Genomic DNA, 19,115 nt, shown 5'->3' with positions numbered 1-19,115 from the left:
GATAACGCAAACGCCCGGCATAACCGGGCGTCAGGCGGCTGACAAAGGAGGAAAAAGCGTGGTTTTTCCTCCTTTGTGGTCAATGGCCGAAAATCAATAAATTGATTTTCCTTATTTTTTATATCTTGCCTTCGGTAAGCCTGATAATGCCATCACGTTTATCATTAAACAAACGCCCGGCATAACCGGGCGTTGACTTGGAACTGGCTGGGCTTAGCGACCGCCGATAGGGGGAACGAAGCTGACGCCCATGTCCCACGGCTGTTCGATCCAGGTATCCTGCGGAATGTCGACCTCGTAGTCGTCCACCAGCGGACGGCCCGCTGGTTTGGCGAAGATGGTGACGAAATGCGCTTTCGGGTACATATCGCGGATCGCTTTCGCGGTGCCGCCGGTATCCACCAGATCGTCCACCACGATGAAGCCTTCACCGTCGCCTTCGGCGCGCTTGAGCACTTTCATTTCGCGTTGGTTGTCATGGTCATAGCTGGAAATGCAGACGGTATCCACATAGCGGATGCCCAGTTCGCGCGCCAGCAGGCCCGCCGGTACCAGACCGCCGCGGCTTACGGCAATGATGCCTGTCCATTTGTCGGCAGGCAGCAGGCGGTGCGCCAGCTTGCGTGCGTGCATTTGCAGCATATCCCAGGTAACAACGTATTTTTCGCTCATAGAATCGTGTCCCAGCCGGCGGTGAAGCGGCTTATTTATAGTTCAGGGGAAAAAAGGTTGCGCGAGATTATAGAGACTGGCCGCATTGAATTCCAGCTGTACCGAGGAAAACCTCGTGATTTCCGCCGGGCGGCTTTTCGGTGATTGATGCTGAAAAAACGAACGTTCCCGCCGCGAAGCCGTGTGATCAAGCGCTTAAACCGCACAATACGGGGCGCGCACCGCCGGAAATAAAGTGATATTCTCTGACGATCGTGCCACGACGCACAGATACCCGCTCACCTTAACCGCGCGGCACGCCCGTCCTGTCGGAGCTTGCCGTCACAGGAGACTTATAGTGTCTGAATTGTCTCAGCTTTCGCCACAGCCGCTGTGGGATATTTTCGCCAAGATCTGTTCTATCCCGCACCCTTCTTATCATGAAGAAGCGCTGGCGCAGCACATCCTCACCTGGGCCAAAGAAAAGAACCTGCACGCCGAGCGCGATCAGGTCGGCAATATCCTGCTGCGCAAACCGGCCACCAAAGGCATGGAAAATCGCAAGCCGGTGGCGCTGCAAGCGCACCTGGACATGGTGCCGCAAAAGAATAACGACACCGTGCACGACTTCGCCAAGGATCCGATCCAGCCTTATATCGCCGGCGAGTGGGTGAAAGCGCGCGGCACCACGCTGGGCGCCGATAACGGCATCGGCATGGCCTCCGCCCTTGCGGTGCTGGCCGACGACAGCGTTGAGCACGGCCCGCTGGAAGTCCTGCTGACCATGACCGAAGAAGCGGGGATGGACGGCGCCTTCGGGCTGCAGCCGAACTGGCTGCAGGCGGACATCCTGATCAATACCGATTCCGAAGAAGAAGGCGAAATCTACATGGGTTGCGCCGGCGGTATCGACTTCATCACCACCCTGCCGCTGCAGCGCGAAGCGGTGCCGGCCGGTTACCAAACCCTGAAGCTGACCCTCAAGGGCCTGAAAGGCGGCCATTCCGGCGCCGAGATCCACGTCGGGCTGGGCAACGCCAACAAACTGCTGGCGCGCTTCCTGTTCGCCCATGCGGAGGCGCTGAACCTGCGCGTGCTGGACCTGAACGGCGGCACCCTGCGCAACGCCATCCCGCGTGAAGCCTCCGCGGTGGTAGCGGTACCGGCGGAAAAAGCCGACGCGCTGAAAGCGCTGAGCCAAGAGTTCCTGGCCGTGCTGCAGAACGAACTCTCCGCCAAAGAGAAGAACATCACCGTGTTGCTGGAGCCGACCACCAGCGCTTCGCAGGCGCTGAGCGCCGACAGCCAGCAACGCTTCCTGGCGCTGCTGAACGGCACGCCGAACGGCGTGATCCGCATGAGCGACGCGGTGAAAGGCGTGGTGGAAACCTCGCTGAACGTCGGCGTAGTCACCACCAGCGAAAACGAAGCGGAAATCATCTGCCTGATCCGCTCCCTGATCGACAGCGGCAAAGATTACGTTGTCGAGATGCTGACCGCGCTGGGCCAGCTGGCCGGCGCCAACGTGGCGCCGAAGGGGGGCTACCCGGGCTGGCAGCCGGACGCCGACTCGCCGGTGATGCACCTGGTGCGCGAGCTGTATCAGGAGCTGTTCAACAAGACGCCGAACATCATGGTGATCCACGCCGGTCTGGAATGCGGTCTGTTCAAAAAGCCGTATCCAAACATGGATATGGTATCGATCGGGCCAACCATCACCGGCCCGCACTCGCCGGATGAGCAAGTGCATATCGAAAGCGTCGGTCTGTACTGGAAGCTGCTGACCTCGCTGCTGAAAGCGATCCCTGAGCGCGCGTAATCTGCGCGCTTAACGCAAAAAGCCGGCGACTCGCCGGCTTTTTTATTCCCAAGGCAGCGCCAGCTGCCGCTCCAGCTGCGGATCGAGCAGCGTCACATGCAACCCCACCAGCCGCACGCCGCGCCCTTCGCGCCGCTCGCGCCACGCCTGCCGCGCCACCTCCAGCAAATCCTGCCGGTTCAACACCGGGAAGACGTGCTCCTGGGTGGTTTGCTGAAAATCCTGAAACTTCAGCTTCACGCCCTGCCGGGCGATGTGCAGATCCGGCTTTACCTTGCGCAGCCGCATCTCCAGCTCGGGATAGAGTTTGTCGATAATCAGCGTTTCGCAGTCTTCCCAGTCGTGAATGTCTTCCGCCAGCGTGCGCTCCACCCCCACCGATTTGCGCAGCCGCTCCGCCGAGATTTCGCGCCGATCGATGCCCTGACACCGCTCCCACAACACCCGGCCAAACTTGCCGAAGCGCTTGAGCAGCTGCGCCAAATCGTATTGCTGCACGTCGGCGCAGGTGATGAGCCCCACTTCCTCCAGCCGTTTGGCGGTCACTTTGCCGACGCCGGGGATCTTGCTGAGCGGCAGCTGCTGCAAAAACGCCGGCACCTGCGCCGGCGTGATCACGTATTGCCCGTTCGGCTTGTTCATCTCGGAGGCGATTTTGGCGAGAAACTTGATCGGCGCGACGCCGGCCGACGCGGTCAGGTTCAGCTCGTCGGCAATCGCCTGACGGATTTCCTGGGCGATCAGCGTCGCCGAGCCGTTGCATTGCCGGCTGTCGGTCACGTCGAGATAGGCTTCATCGAGCGACAGCGGCTCGATCAGCGGGGTATAGCGAGCGAAGATTTCGCGGATGTGCAGCGAAGCCTCTTTATAGGCCGCCATGCGCCCCGGCAGCAGGGTGAGATGCGGACACAGCTTGAGCGCCATCGCCGTGGACATGGCGCTGTGTACGCCATAGCGCCGCGCCGGGTAGTTGGCGGTGCTGATCACCCCGCGCCGATCGGCGCTGCCGCCAATCGCCAGCGGAATATCGCGCAGGCTGGGATCGTCGCGCATTTCCACCGCCGCGAAGAAGCAGTCCATATCGACATGAATGATTTTACGCATCGCACCCTCCAGTAACACTGTATAAGTATACAGTCAGATACCGAAAGCTCAAGGCCGCGGAGCTCGAGGAAAGCGGCGTTTCCGCCAGATATTTCCGCGTTGTTAAAAAAGCTTAATTTTTCAATAGTATGATTTCCGCCATCCCGTGCGGCTCTCCACAACGATAACGACAAGGTATCCTACATGATCAGATTTTCTCATTTGCTGCTGGCTTCCGCGCTGTCGCTGAGCGCGCTGGCGGCCAGCGCCGCCGCCGGTCATGCGCCGGCGATCGTCGCCCACCGCGGCGGCACCGCCGATGCGCCGGAAAACACCCGCATCGCTATCGAAACGGCGTTGAAAAACGGCGCCGACGCCATTTGGATCACCCTGCAAGAATCCAAAGACGGCGTCATCGTGCTGTACCGCCCCTCGGATCTGAAAGCGTTGACCAACCGGCAGGGCCCGGTCTCTGCCTATACCGCCGCGCAGCTGGCCGAGACCGATGCCGGCTGGGCCTTCGCCAAGGGTGACGCCCACCCGTTCCGCGGCCAGGGCATCGGCATTCCGCGCCTCGACGACGTGCTGAAGGCGTTTCCGCACGTCACCTTTTATCTGGACATCAAATCCCCGGACGCCGATCCGGCGCAGTTTGGCCAGGCGCTGCTGGCGACGTTGCAAAGCACCGACAGCCTGAACCGCACCCGCGTCTACTCTACCGACGCCAAATACCTGCAGGCGCTGCCGCCGGCCATCCCGCGCTTTGAAAGCCGCGACGAGACCCGCACGCTGCTGGCCAACGTCACCATGGCGCACCAGTGCGACGTCAAACCGGACAACCGGCAGCCGCGCTGGTACGGGCTGGAGCTGAAGCGCGAGGTGGAGGTGGTAGAGAAATATACTCTCGGCGAAGGGCGTTCGAAGGCGTTTCTGACCTGGGATAAAGAGTCGATGGACTGTTTCCGCTCGCAGGGCCCGGCGCACATCATCCTGTTCGGGGTCAACTCGCCGCAGGAATATCAGCAGGCGCTGGCGCTGGGCGCCGACGGCGTGATGGTTAACTCCCCGGCCGAGGCGAAAAGCTTCCGCAAGGCGAAATAACAATAGAACACCGGAGAAAATCTGAGGAAATGGGGATACTCATGCTCCCCAATGAAGGGAATTCCTCCGGGATTTCACAATCAATCAATATTAACATTTTATTTATTATCAATTAAATATATTAAAAATAAAACGTATAGCCACATAATATTCGGTGCATAAATATCCTCTTCTCATAATGCGATCAACGTCTGTTTTTCGAACAAAACATCACCATTAGTGACGGCAATACTCTAGGATCTGGCCATCTTTGGAAAGACGCCAACAATCAGTCTTTCTTAGACTTTTCTAAATAGCACCTCCACTCATCTAAATAGCTCTACGGGTATCAACATATGCTATGGCATCGGAGGGCTAGAGAATAATGGAATGCTTTAAAAGGAATTATATGTCGATAACTTTTAACAAACTTTGGGAAAAACATCCTCAAATCAATGGGGATGAGTATCCATGCCGCACTGTCCATGGTGATAAAGCCTTTGATGATCAGTGTGCTATACGCATCGGTGCAGCTTTGGTTCATTGTGGGTATGATGTCAGTAAATTGTCAGGCGTGAACTTTTGTTGGTTACACAAGAAAAGTGAGGGCCATATTTTGCGTGCTGAAGAACTGGCAAATGCTTTAGCACGAACACCGATACCGGGGCTAGGACGCATGGTAAAAGTCACACCCAACCAGTTTGAGCGGGTGCTGAAAGGCAAAACCGGCATTATCTTTTTTAAAGATTACTGGCAGCGAGGGAAAGAAAACTTTCGCAATCGCTCGGGAGATCATATAGATCTGTGGAACGGTTCTCGTTTAACCACACTATCGAGCTATTTTCGTATTCAATGGGGGCTTTCTTGGGATGGGCGTTTTAGCGATTTTTTTAAATCAAAAGAAGTCTGGTTCTGGCAGGTGATATGAAACGGATAGCAGCAATTATTGCCGGTGCGATAATAGGTATCGGCCTCATGCTCCTGGCTTTTCCCTTTCTCTCAGACTGGATTATTGGCCACGTTGAGGGCGAGGATCAGATGTCGGCTAACTTCGAGTTACTGGCGATTGGCCTGGTGTTGTGCTGTTTCGTGGGAGGTTCACTCGGCAACCTGGCCTATTCCAAAAGTAAATAACCCCTCATAAATGAATGCGTTGAACACTGATGCCTTACATCGATACGAAAAGCTTCCGCAAGGCGAAATAAGTAACCGGCTACGGCATAAGGCGGTTCGACATCCCACCTTATGCCCGTATGGCTTTCAACATCCGTTAGCGAGCAGGAACTACCTGGATGAAGCCATTTTCATTGCGAACACTAAACCCAACGCCGAATAGCCGGGCGGCAGGCTCAAGGCCTTTATTTCGTTTATCCGGCGACAACAGCGTCACCGATACCCCGTAAGACTTCCCGTCTTCGAATTTATAATTATCGCCGGGAATGCACGTAGCCGCGGTGACCGCAGGCATCTCGTTATCCGTGAAGTGCTTGCCGAAGATAGCGTTGGCGTTGCCGATTTCTTCGATAATAACGCCGGCCAACCGCTCGTCCCCTTCAGGTTGAACCCGCACACAAACGTGGTTATCAACGACAGTGACGTTGGCCGCGTAGTTTTTTGGCCTCGGATCGTTCATGTGCATGCAGCCGGCGAGCAGCAAAGTTAGCGTTCCAACCAAAATAATGCGGTTCATCCTGTTACCTCTGCTTAAGAAACTGAGAAAGCGTATATTCGTATTTTCTGGCGATCGTTTTATCCGTTACGCCCTGAAAATTCACGCCATTGTTAATCGCACCCAGCCAAACGTTCATGCGCCTTTCGGCAAGGCCTCAAATAAAAAACCCGGCCAAGGCCGGGTTTTCGCTACAGCTACAGAATGCGGTGCTTTTCCAACTGCTCGCGCCGCTGCGCCGCTTTGGCTTCGCGTTTTTTGCGCGCATCGCACGGCTCCGGGCAGTCGCAGACTTTCTCCATGCCCAGCGCGGTGATGCCGCCGCAGCTGCCCTGCAGGCTTTTGCGTTTGAACACATAGCCCAGCGACATGCCGCCGACGATCAGCAGAAACAACACGAAGGTAGCGGCGAATACCGTCAACATAGCAACCTCACGAACGCTTTTTCAGATAGGGCTTGAACGCGTCTGAATAACGCTCCTCAAAGCCGTCGGCGGTTTTCACGATCATGAACACCGGGATGCCGAGCAGGTTGGCCAGCGCCATGCCGCGCTCCGGCCCCATCACGTTCAGGCCGGTGGACAGGCCGTCGGCGGTCATGCAGGTCGGGCTCAGCACAGTGATCGACACCAACCGATGATGGATTGGGCGCCCGGTGACCGGATCGATGGTGTGCGAATAGCGCATCCCGTCTTGCTCGAAGTAGTTGCGATAGTCACCCGAAGTGGCGATCGACATCTCCCCGGGTTGGATCACCAGCTGCGCCTGCTGCTGCGTACCGGCGGTCGGGCGCTCGATGGCGATGCGCCACGGCTTTTGTTCGCCGTTATGCCCGCGCGTGCGCACCTCGCCGCCGATATCCACCATGTAGTTCTTCACATGCCGGGACTGCAGATATTCCGCCACCACGTCCACGCCATACCCTTTGGCGATCGACGACAGATCGACGTACAGCTCAGGGATGCTTTTCACCAGCGCGCTGCCCTGCACCGACAGTTTGTCGGCGCCGGTCCAGGCGCGACGATGCTCCAGCTCCGCCTCGCTCGGCACTTTGTCCGGCCGCCCTTCCGGGCCGAAGCCCCACAGGTTGACCAGCGGCCCGACGGTCACGTCCAGCGCGCCATCGGTGACGCGGTTGATGCGCAGCGCTTCGCGCACCACTTCGGCGGTGGCCGGCGAAACCGGGAACGGCCGGTCAATGTCGCGGCTGGCGTTGAAGCGGCTCAGCTCGGAATCCGGCCGGTAGGTGGACATCTGATCGTTCACCTGCTCCAGCCGTTTGTCGATCTCCGCCTGCATCTCGCGCGCCGACGGCGTATCTTCGCCGGTCACGTAACGGATCGAATACGAGGTGCCCATGGTTTTACCCGTCAGGTCCACCTGTTCCGGCCCGCAGCCGGTCAGCAGCAGGGTGGCGCTCAGCGCCACGCCCGTCAGCCAGTTCTTCATCGCCAATGCGCGCATTTAGCCACCAAAGTCATCCAGCATGATGTTTTCGTCTTCGACGCCCAGATCTTTGAGCATCTTGATCACCGCGGCGTTCATCATCGGCGGCCCGCACATGTAAAACTCGCAGTCCTCCGGCGCCGGGTGGTTCTTCAGGTAGTTCTCCAGCAGAACATTATGGATAAAGCCGGTGTAGCCGGTCCAGTTATCTTCCGGCTGCGGATCCGACAGCGCCACGTGCCAGGTGAAGTTTTCGTTCTCCGCCTGCAGCTGGTTGAAGTCGTCTTCATAGAACATCTCGCGCAGCGAACGCGCGCCGTACCAGAAGGTGATCTTGCGTTTCGAGTTCAAACGCTTGAGCTGATCGAAGATGTGTGAACGCATCGGCGCCATGCCCGCGCCGCCGCCGATAAAGATCATTTCGGCGTCGGTGTCCTTGGCGAAGAACTCGCCGAACGGCCCGGAGATGGTCACCTTGTCGCCCGGCTTCAGCGACCAGATATAGGAAGACATGATGCCCGGCGGCACGTCCGGATTGTTCGGCGGCGGCGTGGCGATACGCACGTTGAGCATGATGATGCCCTTCTCTTGCGGGTAGTTGGCCATCGAGTAGGCGCGCACCGTGGTGTCGTTCACCGTCGAACGGTAGCGAAACAGGTTGAACTTGTCCCAGTCGCCGCGATACTCCTGCGGCACGTCGAAGTCGGCGTAACTGATGTCGTGCGCCGGCGCTTCGATCTGGATGAAACCGCCCGCGCGGAACGGCACGTCTTCGCCATCGGGGATCTTCAGCTTCAGCTCTTTGATAAAGGTGGCTTTGTTATCGTTGGAGATAACCTCGCACTCCCATTTCTTCACGCCGAAGATCTCTTCCGGCAGCTCGATCTTCAGGTTCTGCTTCACGTTCACCTGGCACGCCAGGCGGCACCCTTCTTTCGCTTCGCGCTTGTTGATGTGCGAGAGCTCGGTCGGCAGGATATCGCCGCCGCCCTCTTTGATCACCACCCGGCACTGGCCGCAGGAGCCGCCGCCGCCGCAGGCCGAGGAGACGAAGATCCCCTGGCTGGAGAGCACGTTGAGCAGCTTGTCGCCCGCAGGCGCATGGAAGCTTTTATCCAGATCGCCATTGATTTCCACCGCGATGTCGCCGGTGTTCACCAGCTTCGATTTGGCGAACAGGATCAGCAACACCAGCACCATCACGATGGCGGTGAACATCGCTACGCCTAAAATAATTTCCATAAATTCTTCCCGCCTTTACAACTGAACACCGGAGAAGGACATGAAGCCCAGCGCCATCAGTCCGGTGGTGATAAAGGTAATGCCCAGACCGCGCAGCCCTGCCGGCACGTTGGCATACTTGAGTTTTTCGCGGATCCCCGCCATGGCAACGATCGCCAGCATCCAGCCGGTGCCGGAACCAAAGCCGTACACCACCGATTCGGCGAAGTTGTAGTCGCGCTGCACCATGAAGGACACGCCGCCGAAGATGGCGCAGTTCACGGTAATGAGCGGCAGGAAGATGCCGAGCGCGTTATACAGCGATGGGAAGAAGCGATCGAGGATCATCTCCAAAATCTGCACCAGCGCCGCAATCACGCCGATGAAGGTGATGAAGTTGAGGAAGCTCAGATCGACGCCCTCCACCAGCGCGCCGTCGCGCAGGATCAGGTTGTAGACCAGGTTATTCACCGGCACCGAAATGCCGAGCACGATGGTCACCGCGATGCCCAGGCCAAAGGCGGTCGACACCTTCTTCGACACCGCCAGGAAAGTACACATCCCGAGGAAGAACGCCAGCGCCATGTTCTCGACGAACACCGCGCGCACAAACAGGCTGATATAGTGTTCCATCGGCCTTTACTCCTTTTCGATCTGCGCCGGCTTCAGGGTGCGCAGCACCCAGATCAGCAGGCCGATGATGAAGAACGCGCTCGGCGCCAGCAGGAACAGGCCGTTCGGCTGATACCAGCCGCCGTTCTGCACCGTTTCCAGCACCGGAACGCCGAACAGCTTGCCGGAGCCAATCAGCTCGCGCAGGAAACCGACCAGCACCAGGATCACCCCGTAACCCAGCCCGTTGCCGATGCCGTCCATAAAGCTCTCGATCGGCGGCGACTTCATGGCGTAGGCCTCGGCGCGCCCCATCACGATGCAGTTGGTGATGATAAGGCCGACGAACACCGACAGCTGCTTGGAGATCTCGAACGCATAGGCGCGCAACAGCTGATCGACCACGATCACCAGCGAGGCGATGATCGCCATCTGCACGATAATGCGCACGCTGTTGGGAATATGGTGACGGATCAGCGAGATGAAGAAGCTGGAGAATGCCGTGACCAGCGTCACCGCAATGGTCATCACCACCGCCGTCTCCAGCTTGGTGGTCACCGCCAACGCAGAACAGACGCCCAGCACCTGCAGGGCGATCGGGTTATTGTCGAACAGCGGCCCCAGCAGGACCCGCTTTATCTCTTTGGAATCAGCCATTTTTCAGCGCTCCTTCACGAACTTTTTTCAGGAACGGGCCGAAGCCGTGCTCGCCCAACCAGAAATCAAACGTATGCTGCACGCCGTTGGAGGTCAGCGTGGCGCCGGACAGGCCGTCCACCCCGTGTACGTCCCCCTGACGCGCGCCGCCTTTCACCACGCGGATCGCCGGCTGGCCGTTGTCGTCGAACAGCTGCTTGCCGACCCACTGCTGGCGCCAGGACGGGTTCTCGACCTCACCGCCCAGCCCCGGCGTTTCCCCCTGATCGTAGTAGGTGATGCCCTTGACCGTGTTGCCGTCGTTATCCAATGCCACGAAGGCGTACATCATCGACCACAGACCGGTGCCGTATACCGGCAACACAATCTTATTCACCTGGCCGCTTTCATCGCGCACCAGGTAGATTTCCGCCTGGTTGCTGCGGCGCTTGATGCCGGCCGGATCGTCGCCCGCGGGCAACGCCACGCTTTTGGCGTCGTCGCGCAGCGCAGCGCCCAGATCGAACGCCGCCGCCTTGCCGGCGACAAATTCGCCGCTGTTCAGATCCACCAGGCGCGGTTCGATGCGCTCGCTATACAGGCGCTTGACCTGCTCGCTCTCCATTTTCGGCTGCAACAGGCCGGCTACGTCGAGAATATTGCGCTGCTTGTCGAGCAGCTTTTGCTCCTGCTGTTTGGACTTCAGGCCGACGGCGGAGCCCGCCACCACCACTGAACACACCAGACACAGCAGCAGCACTACCAGCAGCGTTTTACCGATGCCGTCGTTTTTCGCTTCATTCGCCACGGGCTTTTCTCCGCTTGATGTTGGCCTGCACCACCAGGTAATCGAACAGCGGCGCGAACAGGTTGGCGAACAGGATCGCCAGCATCATGCCTTCCGGATAGGCGGGGTTGACCACCCGGATCAGCACGCACATCACGCCGATCAGAATGCCGTACCACCATTTCCCCTTGTTGGTGAAGGAGGCGGAAACCGGGTCGGTCGCCATAAAGATCATGCCGAAGGCGAAGCCGCCCAGCACCAGATGCCAGTACCACGGCATGGCAAACATCGGATTGGTGTCCGAACCGATGGCGTTGAACAACAGGGCGGAAGCCACCATGCCGAGCATCACGCCGGCGACGATGCGCCAGGAGGCCACGCGGCCGAACAGGATAATCGCCCCGCCGATCAGGATCATCAGCGTGGAGACTTCACCGATGGAGCCGGGAATGTTGCCGAGGAAGGCGTCCAGCCAACTGATGGACTGGCCGGTGGCCACGTTGCTCAGGCTGTGCGCCCCGCCTGCGCTCCACTGCGCCAGCGGCGTCGCGCCGGAGAAACCGTCCGCGGAGGTCCACACCAAGTCGCCGGAGATCTGCGCCGGATAGGCGAAGAACAGGAAGGCGCGGCCGGCCAGCGCCGGGTTGAGGAAGTTGCGCCCGGTGCCGCCGAAGATCTCTTTGGCCACCACCACGCCGAAGGTGATGCCCAGCGCGGCCTGCCACAGTGGCAGGGTCGGCGGCACGATCAGCGCGAACAGGATAGAAGTGACGAAGAAGCCTTCGTTGACCTCATGCTTGCGGATAATGGCGAACAACACTTCCCAGAAGCCGCCGACGACGAACACCACGGCGTAGATCGGCAGGAAGTAACAGGCGCCCAGCACCATCTTGCTGACCCAGCCGGCGTCGGCCGCCAGCGAGGCGCCGAGCCACTGCGCCAGGCGATAATGCCAGTCGCCCGCCAGCACCTGTTGCAGCGCGTCGCCGCTGTACAGATGGTGCAGCGCCGGGATCGCCTGCTGGCCGACGTTGTACATGCCCCAGAACATCGCCGGGAACACCGCCAGCCACACCAGGATCATCATGCGTTTCAAATCGATGGCGTCGCGCACGTGCGAAGCGCCGCGCGTCACCGTGCCGGGGGTATAAAACACCGTGGTGGTCGCTTCATACAGCGGGTACCACTTTTCCAGTTTGCCGCCCGGCGTGAAGTGATGCTCTATCTTCTCAAAATAATTCTTCAGGCCCATCGGTTATCCTTCCTGCTCAATCTTGGTCAGCACCTCGCGCAGCACCGGCGCGTACTCATACTTGCCGGGGCAAACGAAGGTGCACAACGCCAGATCTTCCTCGTCCAGCTCCAGGCAGCCCAGCGCCTGCGCACTGTCGCTGTCGCCCGCCAGCAAATCGCGCAGCAGCAGCGTCGGCAAAATATCCAGCGGCATCACCCGCTCATAGTTGCCGATCGGCACCATGGCGCGTTCGCCGCCGTTAGTGGTGGTCGAGAAGGCGAACAGTTTGTTTTTCAGGAAGTGGCCCAGCGTGGTGCGGGTAATGGAGAACTTGTTCGGCGACGGCACGATCCAGCCGAACAGCTCTTTGTCGCGCCCTTCTTCCAGCACCGACACCTGCGAGTGGAAACGGCCCAGCCAGGCGTTCGGCCCGGCGGCCTGCATACCGTTCAGCACCGAACCGGAGATCACCCGGTTCTCGCCCTCTTTCAGGCGGCCGGCGGTCAGCTCATCGAGGCTGGCTCCCAGGCGGGTGCGCAGCAGCGTCGGCTGCGCCACCTGCGGCCCGGCCAGCGCCACGACCCGGCGGGTATCGAGCTTACCGGTGGTGAACAGGGTGCCGATGGCGATCGCGTCCTGGTAACCGATGTGCCAAACGGTTTTCTTCAGGCTGACCGGTTCAAGGAAGTGAATGTGGGTGCCCACCAGCCCGGCGGGATGCGGGCCGGCAAATTCGCTGTAGGCGATCTGCGGGCCGCTCTGCTGGCCAACCGAGGCGCCGGCGGCGTGGCATACGTGTACCTTACCCGCCGTCAGACGCGCCAAGACCACCAGCCCGGCGTTGAACGCCGCCTGCTGTTCGGCGATGATCACTTGCGGATCGGCGGCCAACGGTTGGGTATCCATCGCGGTGACGAAAATGGCGCGCGGTTCGCTGCCGGGGCTTGGCGTTTTGCTGAACGGGCGGGTGCGCAGCGCGGTCCACAGGCCGCTGGCGATCAGTTCGCTTTCGACCTGTTCGCGCGGCAGTTGGCTGAGTTCACCCAACGGATAATGCGCAAACTCAAGCTGATCGTCGCCGCCGTTTTCCAGCGCAATCACCACCGATTGCAAGACGCGCCGCTCGCCGCGGTTAATCGCGACGATGCGGCCGCTGGCGGGAGCCGTGAAGAAAACCCCGGGGTTTTTCTTATCTTCGAACAACGCCTGGCCTTTCTTAACGGTATCGCCTTCCTGCACCAGCATGGAGGGACGCATTCCGACATACTCTTCCCCAAGCAGGGCGACATGCTGAATGTTCGGGCCATCTTGGATCGCCTGAACCGGGGCTCCGGCTATCGGCAGATCTAACCCTTTTCTGATCTTAATCATAGGATTTATACGATGTAGTTTGGTTTACACGTCTGACCGGCCCCAGAGGCGGGTGCTGACGATGCCAGGATTGCCGGGCAGTGCGCACAACGGCACGCCCAACATGAACTTTCTCGCAGTGAAAAACTGGGGTAACGCGCATTCCCTTGAATCCCCCTTCCGTTGTTTGCGCGACAGTCGATGTGTTAACGGCATGTAGCCAAATAACCATCAAAACGGCCGGGTTATATGCAATAACTCTTGCCGCTTCAATCGCCACAGCGCGTTAAATTGAAGAGAGAATATTAACATTGTTCGCAACATTGTTCTGCGTTCCGTCGTGACTTGTGTCAAGCAAACGCAATTAAATTTCGCCTGTTTTTCACTACTTATCGTTAAAATCTGCCGGTCATTTCACTTTTATCGAGCTTTGTCGTTTTTTTATACATATCACGTATTGCTAAAAATAAACGCGCTGGTAATCTGGCGGTGTTTTGCAGCAGTAAAAACAATAATCAGTGGCACGCTGGCCAATCTCATTGCGCCGGCAGATAAATATAAGCAGGAATAATAATGAGCAAAATCGCGCTGTTGTTTGCGATGCTTGTTTCTATGCCGATGATCACGGCCTGCAGCGCCAGCGAGCAGGTACCCGAAGCGCCGGTAGTTAAACAGCAATTATTGGGGTCGCCGGTCTATATTCAGATCTTCAAAGAGGAACGCAAGCTGGAATTGTATGCCAAAATGGGCAATGAATTCCGCTTGGTCAATACGTTCCCGATCTGTAATTTCTCCGGCGGGCTGGGTCCTAAACGTCGTGAAGGCGACTTTAAAAGTCCGGAAGGCTTTTATAGCGTTGACGCGCGCCATCTGAAACCCGACAGCAAGTATTATCGGGCGATCAATATCGGTTTCCCTAATGATTACGATAAGTCACAGGGCTATTCCGGCGCTTATCTGATGATCCACGGCGAATGTAAATCGATCGGCTGTTACGCGATGACCAACACCTATATGGATGAGATCTATCGCTACGTCGAAGCCGCCTTCGCCTATGGCCAAAGCCGCGTCGACATCAGCATCTACCCGTTCCGCATGACCGAACAGAACCTGAAGCGCCATGCGTCATCCAGCTATATCGCCTTCTGGCGCCAGCTGAAGCCGGGCTATGATTACTTCGCGAAGAACCACCAGCCGCCGATGATGACCGTGGACAACGGCCAGTATGTGCTGGGTCAACCGTTGATGAGCAGCGGCCAGATGACGCAGTACGCGTCAACCAGCCCGACGCCCAACACCAATCCCTTCGCTCAGAACAAGCCGCTCACCGAAGTGAAATAACGCGAACTCGCCTGGCTCAATCTTGTGCCAGGTTTCGTTGGCGGTCAGCGGTTGGGTGGCGATCACCGTGACCACATCGTTCGGTGTGGTCTGCTGCTGAAAATCGATCTCCACGTCCTGATCCAGTAGCGTCGCCTTGCCGAACGGCGCGCGGCGCGTGATCCAATACAGGTTGGTGGAGCAATAGGCCATCACGAAGCGCCCGTCCGACAACAGCATGTTGAACACCCCTTTCTTGCGCAGCTGGCTCGCCAACAGGCCGATATAGCGGAACACCGCCGGCCACTGGCTCGGGGTGCGCGGGTATTTCAACGCCAGCTGATGCAGCAGCCAGCAAAACGCGTATTCGCTGTCGGTCTGGCCGACCGGGCGAAACGTGCCGGTATCCAGCTGGCGATAGCCTTTCAATTGGCCGTTGTGCGCGTAGGTCCAGTTGCGGCCCCACAGTTCGCGGGTGAACGGATGGGTGTTTTCCAGCGCCACTTCGCCGCGGTTGGCCTGGCGAATATGGGACACCACCGCGCAAGACTTGATCGGATAGTCCTGCACCAGGCGGGCGATCGGCGAGTTGAAGCTCGGCTGCGGATCCTTGAATGTGCGGCAGCCGTTCCCTTCATAGAAGGTAATGCCCCAGCCATCCTTATGCGGCCCGGTGCGGCCGCCGCGCTGTACCAGGCCGGTAAAGCTGAAGCAGATATCGGTCGGTACGTTTGCGCTCATCCCGAGCAGTTCACACATCGCCAGCACTCCTTAACCACACTGACATACGCTGTGCGGGCGCGGCATGCATGCGGCGCCCGCCGTCTTATTCCTGGGGGAGCCGGAGCCCCCCGAAGGCTATCAAGCCTTAACCATCTCTTTTTCGATCAGCTGAATCAAGATGTGAATCGCTTTGATGTGGATTTCCTGAATGCGATCGGCGTAGCCGAAGTGCGGCACACGGATTTCCACATCGGCGGAACCCGCCATTTTGCCGCCGTCCTTGCCGGTCAGGGTGATCACTTTCATCCCCTTGGCGCGCGCCGCGTCGATGGCCTTGATGATGTTGCCGGAGTTGCCGGAGGTGGAAATGCCCAGCAGCACGTCGCCTTCGCGGCCCACCGCTTCCACATAGCGGGAGAACACATACTCATAGCCGAAGTCGTTGCTGACGCAGGACAGATGGCTCACGTCCGAGATGGCAATCGCCGGGTAGCCCGGGCGGTTTTCACGGTAGCGGCCGGTCAGCTCTTCGGCGAAGTGCATCGCGTCGCAATGGGAACCGCCGTTGCCGCAGGAGATCACTTTACCGCCGGCTTTGAAGGAGTCCGCCAGCAGCACCGCCGCGCGTTGGATGGCGTCGATGTTGGCGTCGTCATTGATAAATTTCGCCAGGGTATCAGCCGCTTCGTTCAGTTCACTGCGAATAAGGTCGTGGTACATGAGGAACCTCTTGTTATCGTCAAATCTTCCGCTCCGCAGTGTACCGGATCGCGGAAACAGCGAGAAGCATTCTCAGCCAAACAGCGCGCCAGTTAAGGAAGCGGAGAGGTTTTTGATGATTGGTGCTGTCAGTTTGTGACCTGAGTTGTAATTAAACTGTAAACGCATTGATAAAAATTCTGCCTTGTACTAAAACCTATTACATACATACAACAGGTCAGACCTCTTACTACTTCGGAGCTTCTTATGATGGTTCTTAGTATTGTCGTTTTACTGGCTCTCCTCGGCGTGGTGTTCTACCACCGAGTGAACCTTACCCTCAGCAGCCTGATCCTGGTAGCGTACACCGCCGCCATGGGCGCGATCGGCCTGTGGAGCTTCTGGCTGTTGCTGCCGCTGGCGATCGTGCTGCTGCCGCTGAACCTTTCCTCTGTGCGTCGCTCTCTGCTCTCCGCGCCGGCGCTGCGCGCCTTCCGCAAGGTGATGCCGCCGATGTCCACCACCGAGAAGGAAGCGATCGACGCGGGCACCACCTGGTGGGAAGGCGATCTGTTCCGCGGCGCGCCGGACTGGAACAAGCTGCACAGCTACCCGAAACCGCGCCTGACGGAAGAAGAGCAGGCGTTTATCGACGGCCCGGTGGAAGAAGCCTGCCGCATGGCCAACGACTTCCAGATCACTCACGAACTGGCCGATCTGCCGCCTGAACTCTGGGCGTACCTGAAAGAACACCGTTTCTTCGCGATGATCATCAAGAAAGAGTACGGCGGTCTGGAATTCTCCCCTTACGCTCAGGCGATGGTGCTGCAAAAACTGGCCGGCGTTTCCGGCATCCTGGCGATCACCGTCGGCGTGCCGAACTCCCTCGGCCCAGGCGAACTGCTGCAGCATTACGGTACCGAAGAACAGAAAAACCACTATCTGCCGGGCCTGGCGCGCGGCGACGAGATCCCTTGCTTCGCGCTGACCAGCCCGGAAGCGGGCTCCGATGCCGGTGCCATTCCAGACGTCGGCACCGTGTGCATGGGTGAATGGCAAGGCAAGCAGGTGCTGGGCATGCGCCTGACCTGGAACAAGCGCTACATCACGCTGGCGCCGGTCGCCACCGTACTGGGTTTGGCATTCAAACTGCATGACCCGAACCGCCTGCTGAGCGACAACGAATCCCCGGGCATCACCTGTGCGCTGATCCCGACCAGCACGCCGGGCGTGGAAATCGGCAACCGCCACTTCCCGCTGAACGTGCCGTTCCAGAACGGCCCGACCCGCGGCACCGACGTGTTCGTGCCGATCGATTACATCATCGGCGGCCCGAAAATGGCCGGCCAGGGCTGGCGCATGCTGGTTGAATGCCTGTCGGTCGGTCGCGGCATCACCCTGCCGTCCAACTCCACCGGCAGCCTGAAATCCATCGCCCTGGCGACCGGCGCCTACGCGCACATTCGCCGTCAGTTCAAGATCTCCATCGGTAAAATGGAAGGGATCGAAGAGCCGTTGGCGCGCATCGCCGGCAACACCTATGTGATGGACGCCGCCGCTTCGCTGATCACCTACGCGCTGGTGCAGGGCGAGAAACCGGCCGTGCTGTCGGCCATCGTCAAATACCACTGTACGCACCGCGGCCAGCAGTCGATCGTTGACGCCATGGACATCGCCGGCGGTAAAGGCATTATGCTGGGCGAATCCAACTTCCTGGCTCGCGCTTATCAGGGCGCACCGATCGCCATCACGGTGGAAGGCGCGAACATCCTGACCCGCACCATGATGATCTTCGGTCAGGGCGCGATCCGCTGCCATCCTTATGTGCTGGATGAAATGGCGGCGGCGCAGAACAACGATCTGAACGCCTTCGATAAATCGCTGTTCGGCCACCTGGGCCACGTCGGCAGCAACAAGGTACGCAGCTTCTGGCTGGGCCTGACCAACGGCCGCACCAGCGCCACGCCGACCAAGGACGCGACCCGTCGTTACTATCAGCAGTTGAACCGCCTGAGCGCCAACCTGGCGTTGCTGTCGGACGTTTCCATGGGCGTGCTGGGCGGCAGCCTGAAGCGCCGCGAGCGCATCTCCGCTCGCCTGGGGGATATCCTCAGCCAGATGTACCTGGCTTCCGCCGTGCTGAAACGCTTTGACGACGAAGGCCGTCAGAAAGAAGATCTGCCGCTGGTGCATTGGGGCGTGCAAGACAGCCTGCATAAAGCCGAACAGGCGCTGGATGATCTGCTGCGCAACTTCCCGAACCGCTTTATCGCCGGCGCGCTGCGCTTCGTGGTCTTCCCGTTCGGCCGCGTGCATACCGCACCGTCCGATCGCCTGGATCATCAGCTGGCCAAGATCCTGCAGGTGCCTTCCGCCACCCGCAGCCGTCTGGGGCGCGGCCAGTACCTGACGCCGAGCGAGCATAACCCAATCGGCCTGCTGGAAGCGGCGCTGGCCGACGTGATGGCCGCCGAGCCGATTCACGAACGTCTGTGCAAGGCCGCCGGCAAAAACCTGCCGTTCACCCGTCTGGATCGTTTGGCGGAACGCGCGCTGGAAGAAGGCAAGATCAGCGCCGACGAAGCGAAGATCCTGGTGAAAGCCGAAGAGAGCCGTCTGCGCTCCATCAACGTGGACGACTTTGCGCCGGATGCGCTGGCGGCCGCCAAGCCGGAAAAGCCGGCGGCGCAGTCTAAGCGCCAACAGCAGACCGAAGCGGCTTAACGCCAATTCCTACTCCACGCATCCAAGGGGCGATCATCATCGCCCCTTTTTCTTTTCTTGC

General features: G+C 59.0%; 19 protein-coding genes. 6 read left to right on the top strand and 13 right to left on the bottom strand.

Annotated features, from left to right (window positions below):
• Positions 1 to 213 precede the first annotated feature (213 nt).
• A complete protein-coding gene (gene gpt, locus EDY99_RS01375) occupies positions 214 to 672 on the bottom strand; it encodes a xanthine phosphoribosyltransferase (protein WP_025301674.1) in 459 nt (152 codons plus the stop codon).
• A gap of 337 nt (positions 673 to 1,009) precedes the next feature.
• Here gpt and pepD point away from each other — a divergent pair, with 337 nt between their 5' ends.
• Positions 1,010 to 2,470: a beta-Ala-His dipeptidase gene (gene pepD / locus EDY99_RS01370; protein ID WP_046688291.1), complete on the top strand. Its 1,461-nt coding sequence runs from the start codon at positions 1,010 to 1,012 to the stop codon at positions 2,468 to 2,470.
• Between the two features lie 42 nt (positions 2,471 to 2,512).
• On the opposite strand, the gene dinB is transcribed toward pepD, so the two are convergent.
• A complete protein-coding gene (gene dinB, locus EDY99_RS01365) occupies positions 2,513 to 3,574 on the bottom strand; it encodes a DNA polymerase IV (RefSeq protein ID WP_047572536.1) in 1,062 nt (353 codons plus the stop codon).
• Between the two features lie 183 nt (positions 3,575 to 3,757).
• Here dinB and EDY99_RS01360 point away from each other — a divergent pair, with 183 nt between their 5' ends.
• The 3 genes from EDY99_RS01360 (at position 3,758) to EDY99_RS01350 (ending at position 5,767) form a co-directional block, all read left to right on the top strand.
• Entirely contained in the window at positions 3,758 to 4,654 is an 897-nt protein-coding gene (locus tag EDY99_RS01360; protein ID WP_033651023.1) for a glycerophosphodiester phosphodiesterase family protein, read from the top strand.
• A 388-nt stretch (positions 4,655 to 5,042) separates the two neighbouring features.
• Positions 5,043 to 5,561 carry a type VI secretion system amidase effector protein Tae4 gene (locus EDY99_RS01355; protein ID WP_072022492.1) on the top strand — a complete coding sequence of 173 codons (519 nt, stop codon included), beginning with the start codon at positions 5,043 to 5,045 and terminating at the stop codon, positions 5,559 to 5,561.
• Positions 5,558 to 5,767, top strand: coding sequence for a hypothetical protein (locus EDY99_RS01350; protein ID WP_033651022.1), 210 nt, complete (start codon positions 5,558 to 5,560; stop codon positions 5,765 to 5,767). The genes EDY99_RS01355 and EDY99_RS01350 overlap by 4 nt, the downstream gene beginning before the upstream one ends.
• A gap of 136 nt (positions 5,768 to 5,903) precedes the next feature.
• Here EDY99_RS01350 and EDY99_RS01345 read toward each other — a convergent pair whose 3' ends face one another.
• The 9 genes from EDY99_RS01345 to EDY99_RS01300 form a co-directional block, all read right to left on the bottom strand.
• The gene (locus EDY99_RS01345; RefSeq protein WP_047572539.1) at positions 5,904 to 6,323 is read right to left on the bottom strand and encodes a putative T6SS immunity periplasmic lipoprotein; all 420 of its coding nucleotides are present in this window, start codon (positions 6,321 to 6,323) and stop codon (positions 5,904 to 5,906) included.
• A 176-nt stretch (positions 6,324 to 6,499) separates the two neighbouring features.
• Complete coding sequence (nqrM, locus tag EDY99_RS01335) at positions 6,500 to 6,727, bottom strand: (Na+)-NQR maturation NqrM (protein ID WP_016928987.1); 228 nt, start codon at positions 6,725 to 6,727, stop codon at positions 6,500 to 6,502.
• A gap of 7 nt (positions 6,728 to 6,734) precedes the next feature.
• The gene (locus tag EDY99_RS01330; RefSeq protein WP_047572543.1) at positions 6,735 to 7,766 is read right to left on the bottom strand and encodes an FAD:protein FMN transferase; all 1,032 of its coding nucleotides are present in this window, start codon (positions 7,764 to 7,766) and stop codon (positions 6,735 to 6,737) included.
• Positions 7,767 to 8,990, bottom strand: a complete 1,224-nt coding sequence (gene nqrF / locus EDY99_RS01325) for an NADH:ubiquinone reductase (Na(+)-transporting) subunit F (protein ID WP_047572546.1) — start codon at positions 8,988 to 8,990, stop codon at positions 7,767 to 7,769.
• A gap of 15 nt (positions 8,991 to 9,005) precedes the next feature.
• A complete protein-coding gene (gene nqrE, locus EDY99_RS01320; protein WP_004930235.1) occupies positions 9,006 to 9,602 on the bottom strand; it encodes an NADH:ubiquinone reductase (Na(+)-transporting) subunit E in 597 nt (198 codons plus the stop codon).
• 6 nt (positions 9,603 to 9,608) lie between these two features.
• Positions 9,609 to 10,238 (bottom strand): NADH:ubiquinone reductase (Na(+)-transporting) subunit D, encoded by a 630-nt coding sequence (locus tag EDY99_RS01315; protein WP_004930232.1) that lies wholly within the window; start codon positions 10,236 to 10,238, stop codon positions 9,609 to 9,611.
• Positions 10,231 to 11,025, bottom strand: a complete 795-nt coding sequence (locus EDY99_RS01310) for a Na(+)-translocating NADH-quinone reductase subunit C (protein WP_033641975.1) — start codon at positions 11,023 to 11,025, stop codon at positions 10,231 to 10,233. The genes EDY99_RS01315 and EDY99_RS01310 overlap by 8 nt, the downstream gene beginning before the upstream one ends.
• Entirely contained in the window at positions 11,015 to 12,256 is a 1,242-nt protein-coding gene (locus EDY99_RS01305) for an NADH:ubiquinone reductase (Na(+)-transporting) subunit B (protein ID WP_016928991.1), read from the bottom strand. Before EDY99_RS01305 ends, EDY99_RS01310 begins: the two co-directional genes overlap by 11 nt.
• Positions 12,257 to 12,259: 3 nt before the next feature.
• On the bottom strand, positions 12,260 to 13,609 hold the full coding sequence (locus EDY99_RS01300; protein WP_042783737.1) for a Na(+)-translocating NADH-quinone reductase subunit A: 1,350 nt from the start codon (positions 13,607 to 13,609) through the stop codon (positions 12,260 to 12,262).
• 552 nt (positions 13,610 to 14,161) lie between these two features.
• Here EDY99_RS01300 and dpaA point away from each other — a divergent pair.
• Entirely contained in the window at positions 14,162 to 14,929 is a 768-nt protein-coding gene (gene dpaA, locus EDY99_RS01295; protein ID WP_033641973.1) for a peptidoglycan meso-diaminopimelic acid protein amidase, read from the top strand.
• On the opposite strand, the gene EDY99_RS01290 is transcribed toward dpaA, so the two are convergent.
• Positions 14,864 to 15,667, bottom strand: a complete 804-nt coding sequence (locus EDY99_RS01290; protein ID WP_019454310.1) for a class II glutamine amidotransferase — start codon at positions 15,665 to 15,667, stop codon at positions 14,864 to 14,866. The two genes, dpaA and EDY99_RS01290, sit on opposite strands and share 66 nt — an antisense overlap.
• A gap of 102 nt (positions 15,668 to 15,769) precedes the next feature.
• Positions 15,770 to 16,351: a D-sedoheptulose 7-phosphate isomerase gene (lpcA, locus tag EDY99_RS01285; RefSeq protein WP_004930220.1), complete on the bottom strand. Its 582-nt coding sequence runs from the start codon at positions 16,349 to 16,351 to the stop codon at positions 15,770 to 15,772.
• 246 nt (positions 16,352 to 16,597) lie between these two features.
• Here lpcA and fadE point away from each other — a divergent pair, with 246 nt between their 5' ends.
• A complete protein-coding gene (gene fadE / locus EDY99_RS01280) occupies positions 16,598 to 19,054 on the top strand; it encodes an acyl-CoA dehydrogenase FadE (RefSeq protein ID WP_004930218.1) in 2,457 nt (818 codons plus the stop codon).
• The last annotated feature ends 61 nt before the right edge of the window (positions 19,055 to 19,115 follow it).

The organism is Serratia sp. LS-1, from assembly GCF_003719595.1.
GTDB lineage: Bacteria > Pseudomonadota > Gammaproteobacteria > Enterobacterales > Enterobacteriaceae > Serratia > Serratia ureilytica.
This window is presented reverse-complemented; position numbering and strand designations above follow the sequence as displayed.

Excerpts from the sequence above, each read along its gene's own strand:
- fadE (WP_004930218.1), top strand. The coding sequence starts at position 16,598 with ATGATGGTTCTTAGTATTGTCGTTTTACTGGCTCTCCTCGGCGTGGTG.
- EDY99_RS01345 (WP_047572539.1), bottom strand. The coding sequence starts at position 6,323 with ATGAACCGCATTATTTTGGTTGGAACGCTAACTTTGCTGCTCGCCGGC.
- nqrF (WP_047572546.1), bottom strand. The coding sequence starts at position 8,990 with ATGGAAATTATTTTAGGCGTAGCGATGTTCACCGCCATCGTGATGGTG.
- dpaA (WP_033641973.1), top strand. The coding sequence starts at position 14,162 with ATGAGCAAAATCGCGCTGTTGTTTGCGATGCTTGTTTCTATGCCGATG.
- EDY99_RS01305 (WP_016928991.1), bottom strand. The coding sequence starts at position 12,256 with ATGGGCCTGAAGAATTATTTTGAGAAGATAGAGCATCACTTCACGCCG.
- lpcA (WP_004930220.1), bottom strand. The coding sequence starts at position 16,351 with ATGTACCACGACCTTATTCGCAGTGAACTGAACGAAGCGGCTGATACC.
- gpt (WP_025301674.1), bottom strand. The coding sequence starts at position 672 with ATGAGCGAAAAATACGTTGTTACCTGGGATATGCTGCAAATGCACGCA.
- nqrM (WP_016928987.1), bottom strand. The coding sequence starts at position 6,727 with ATGTTGACGGTATTCGCCGCTACCTTCGTGTTGTTTCTGCTGATCGTC.
- EDY99_RS01315 (WP_004930232.1), bottom strand. The coding sequence starts at position 10,238 with ATGGCTGATTCCAAAGAGATAAAGCGGGTCCTGCTGGGGCCGCTGTTC.
- EDY99_RS01330 (WP_047572543.1), bottom strand. The coding sequence starts at position 7,766 with ATGCGCGCATTGGCGATGAAGAACTGGCTGACGGGCGTGGCGCTGAGC.
- EDY99_RS01300 (WP_042783737.1), bottom strand. The coding sequence starts at position 13,609 with ATGATTAAGATCAGAAAAGGGTTAGATCTGCCGATAGCCGGAGCCCCG.
- nqrE (WP_004930235.1), bottom strand. The coding sequence starts at position 9,602 with ATGGAACACTATATCAGCCTGTTTGTGCGCGCGGTGTTCGTCGAGAAC.
- EDY99_RS01350 (WP_033651022.1), top strand. The coding sequence starts at position 5,558 with ATGAAACGGATAGCAGCAATTATTGCCGGTGCGATAATAGGTATCGGC.
- dinB (WP_047572536.1), bottom strand. The coding sequence starts at position 3,574 with ATGCGTAAAATCATTCATGTCGATATGGACTGCTTCTTCGCGGCGGTG.
- EDY99_RS01290 (WP_019454310.1), bottom strand. The coding sequence starts at position 15,667 with ATGTGTGAACTGCTCGGGATGAGCGCAAACGTACCGACCGATATCTGC.
- EDY99_RS01360 (WP_033651023.1), top strand. The coding sequence starts at position 3,758 with ATGATCAGATTTTCTCATTTGCTGCTGGCTTCCGCGCTGTCGCTGAGC.
- EDY99_RS01355 (WP_072022492.1), top strand. The coding sequence starts at position 5,043 with ATGTCGATAACTTTTAACAAACTTTGGGAAAAACATCCTCAAATCAAT.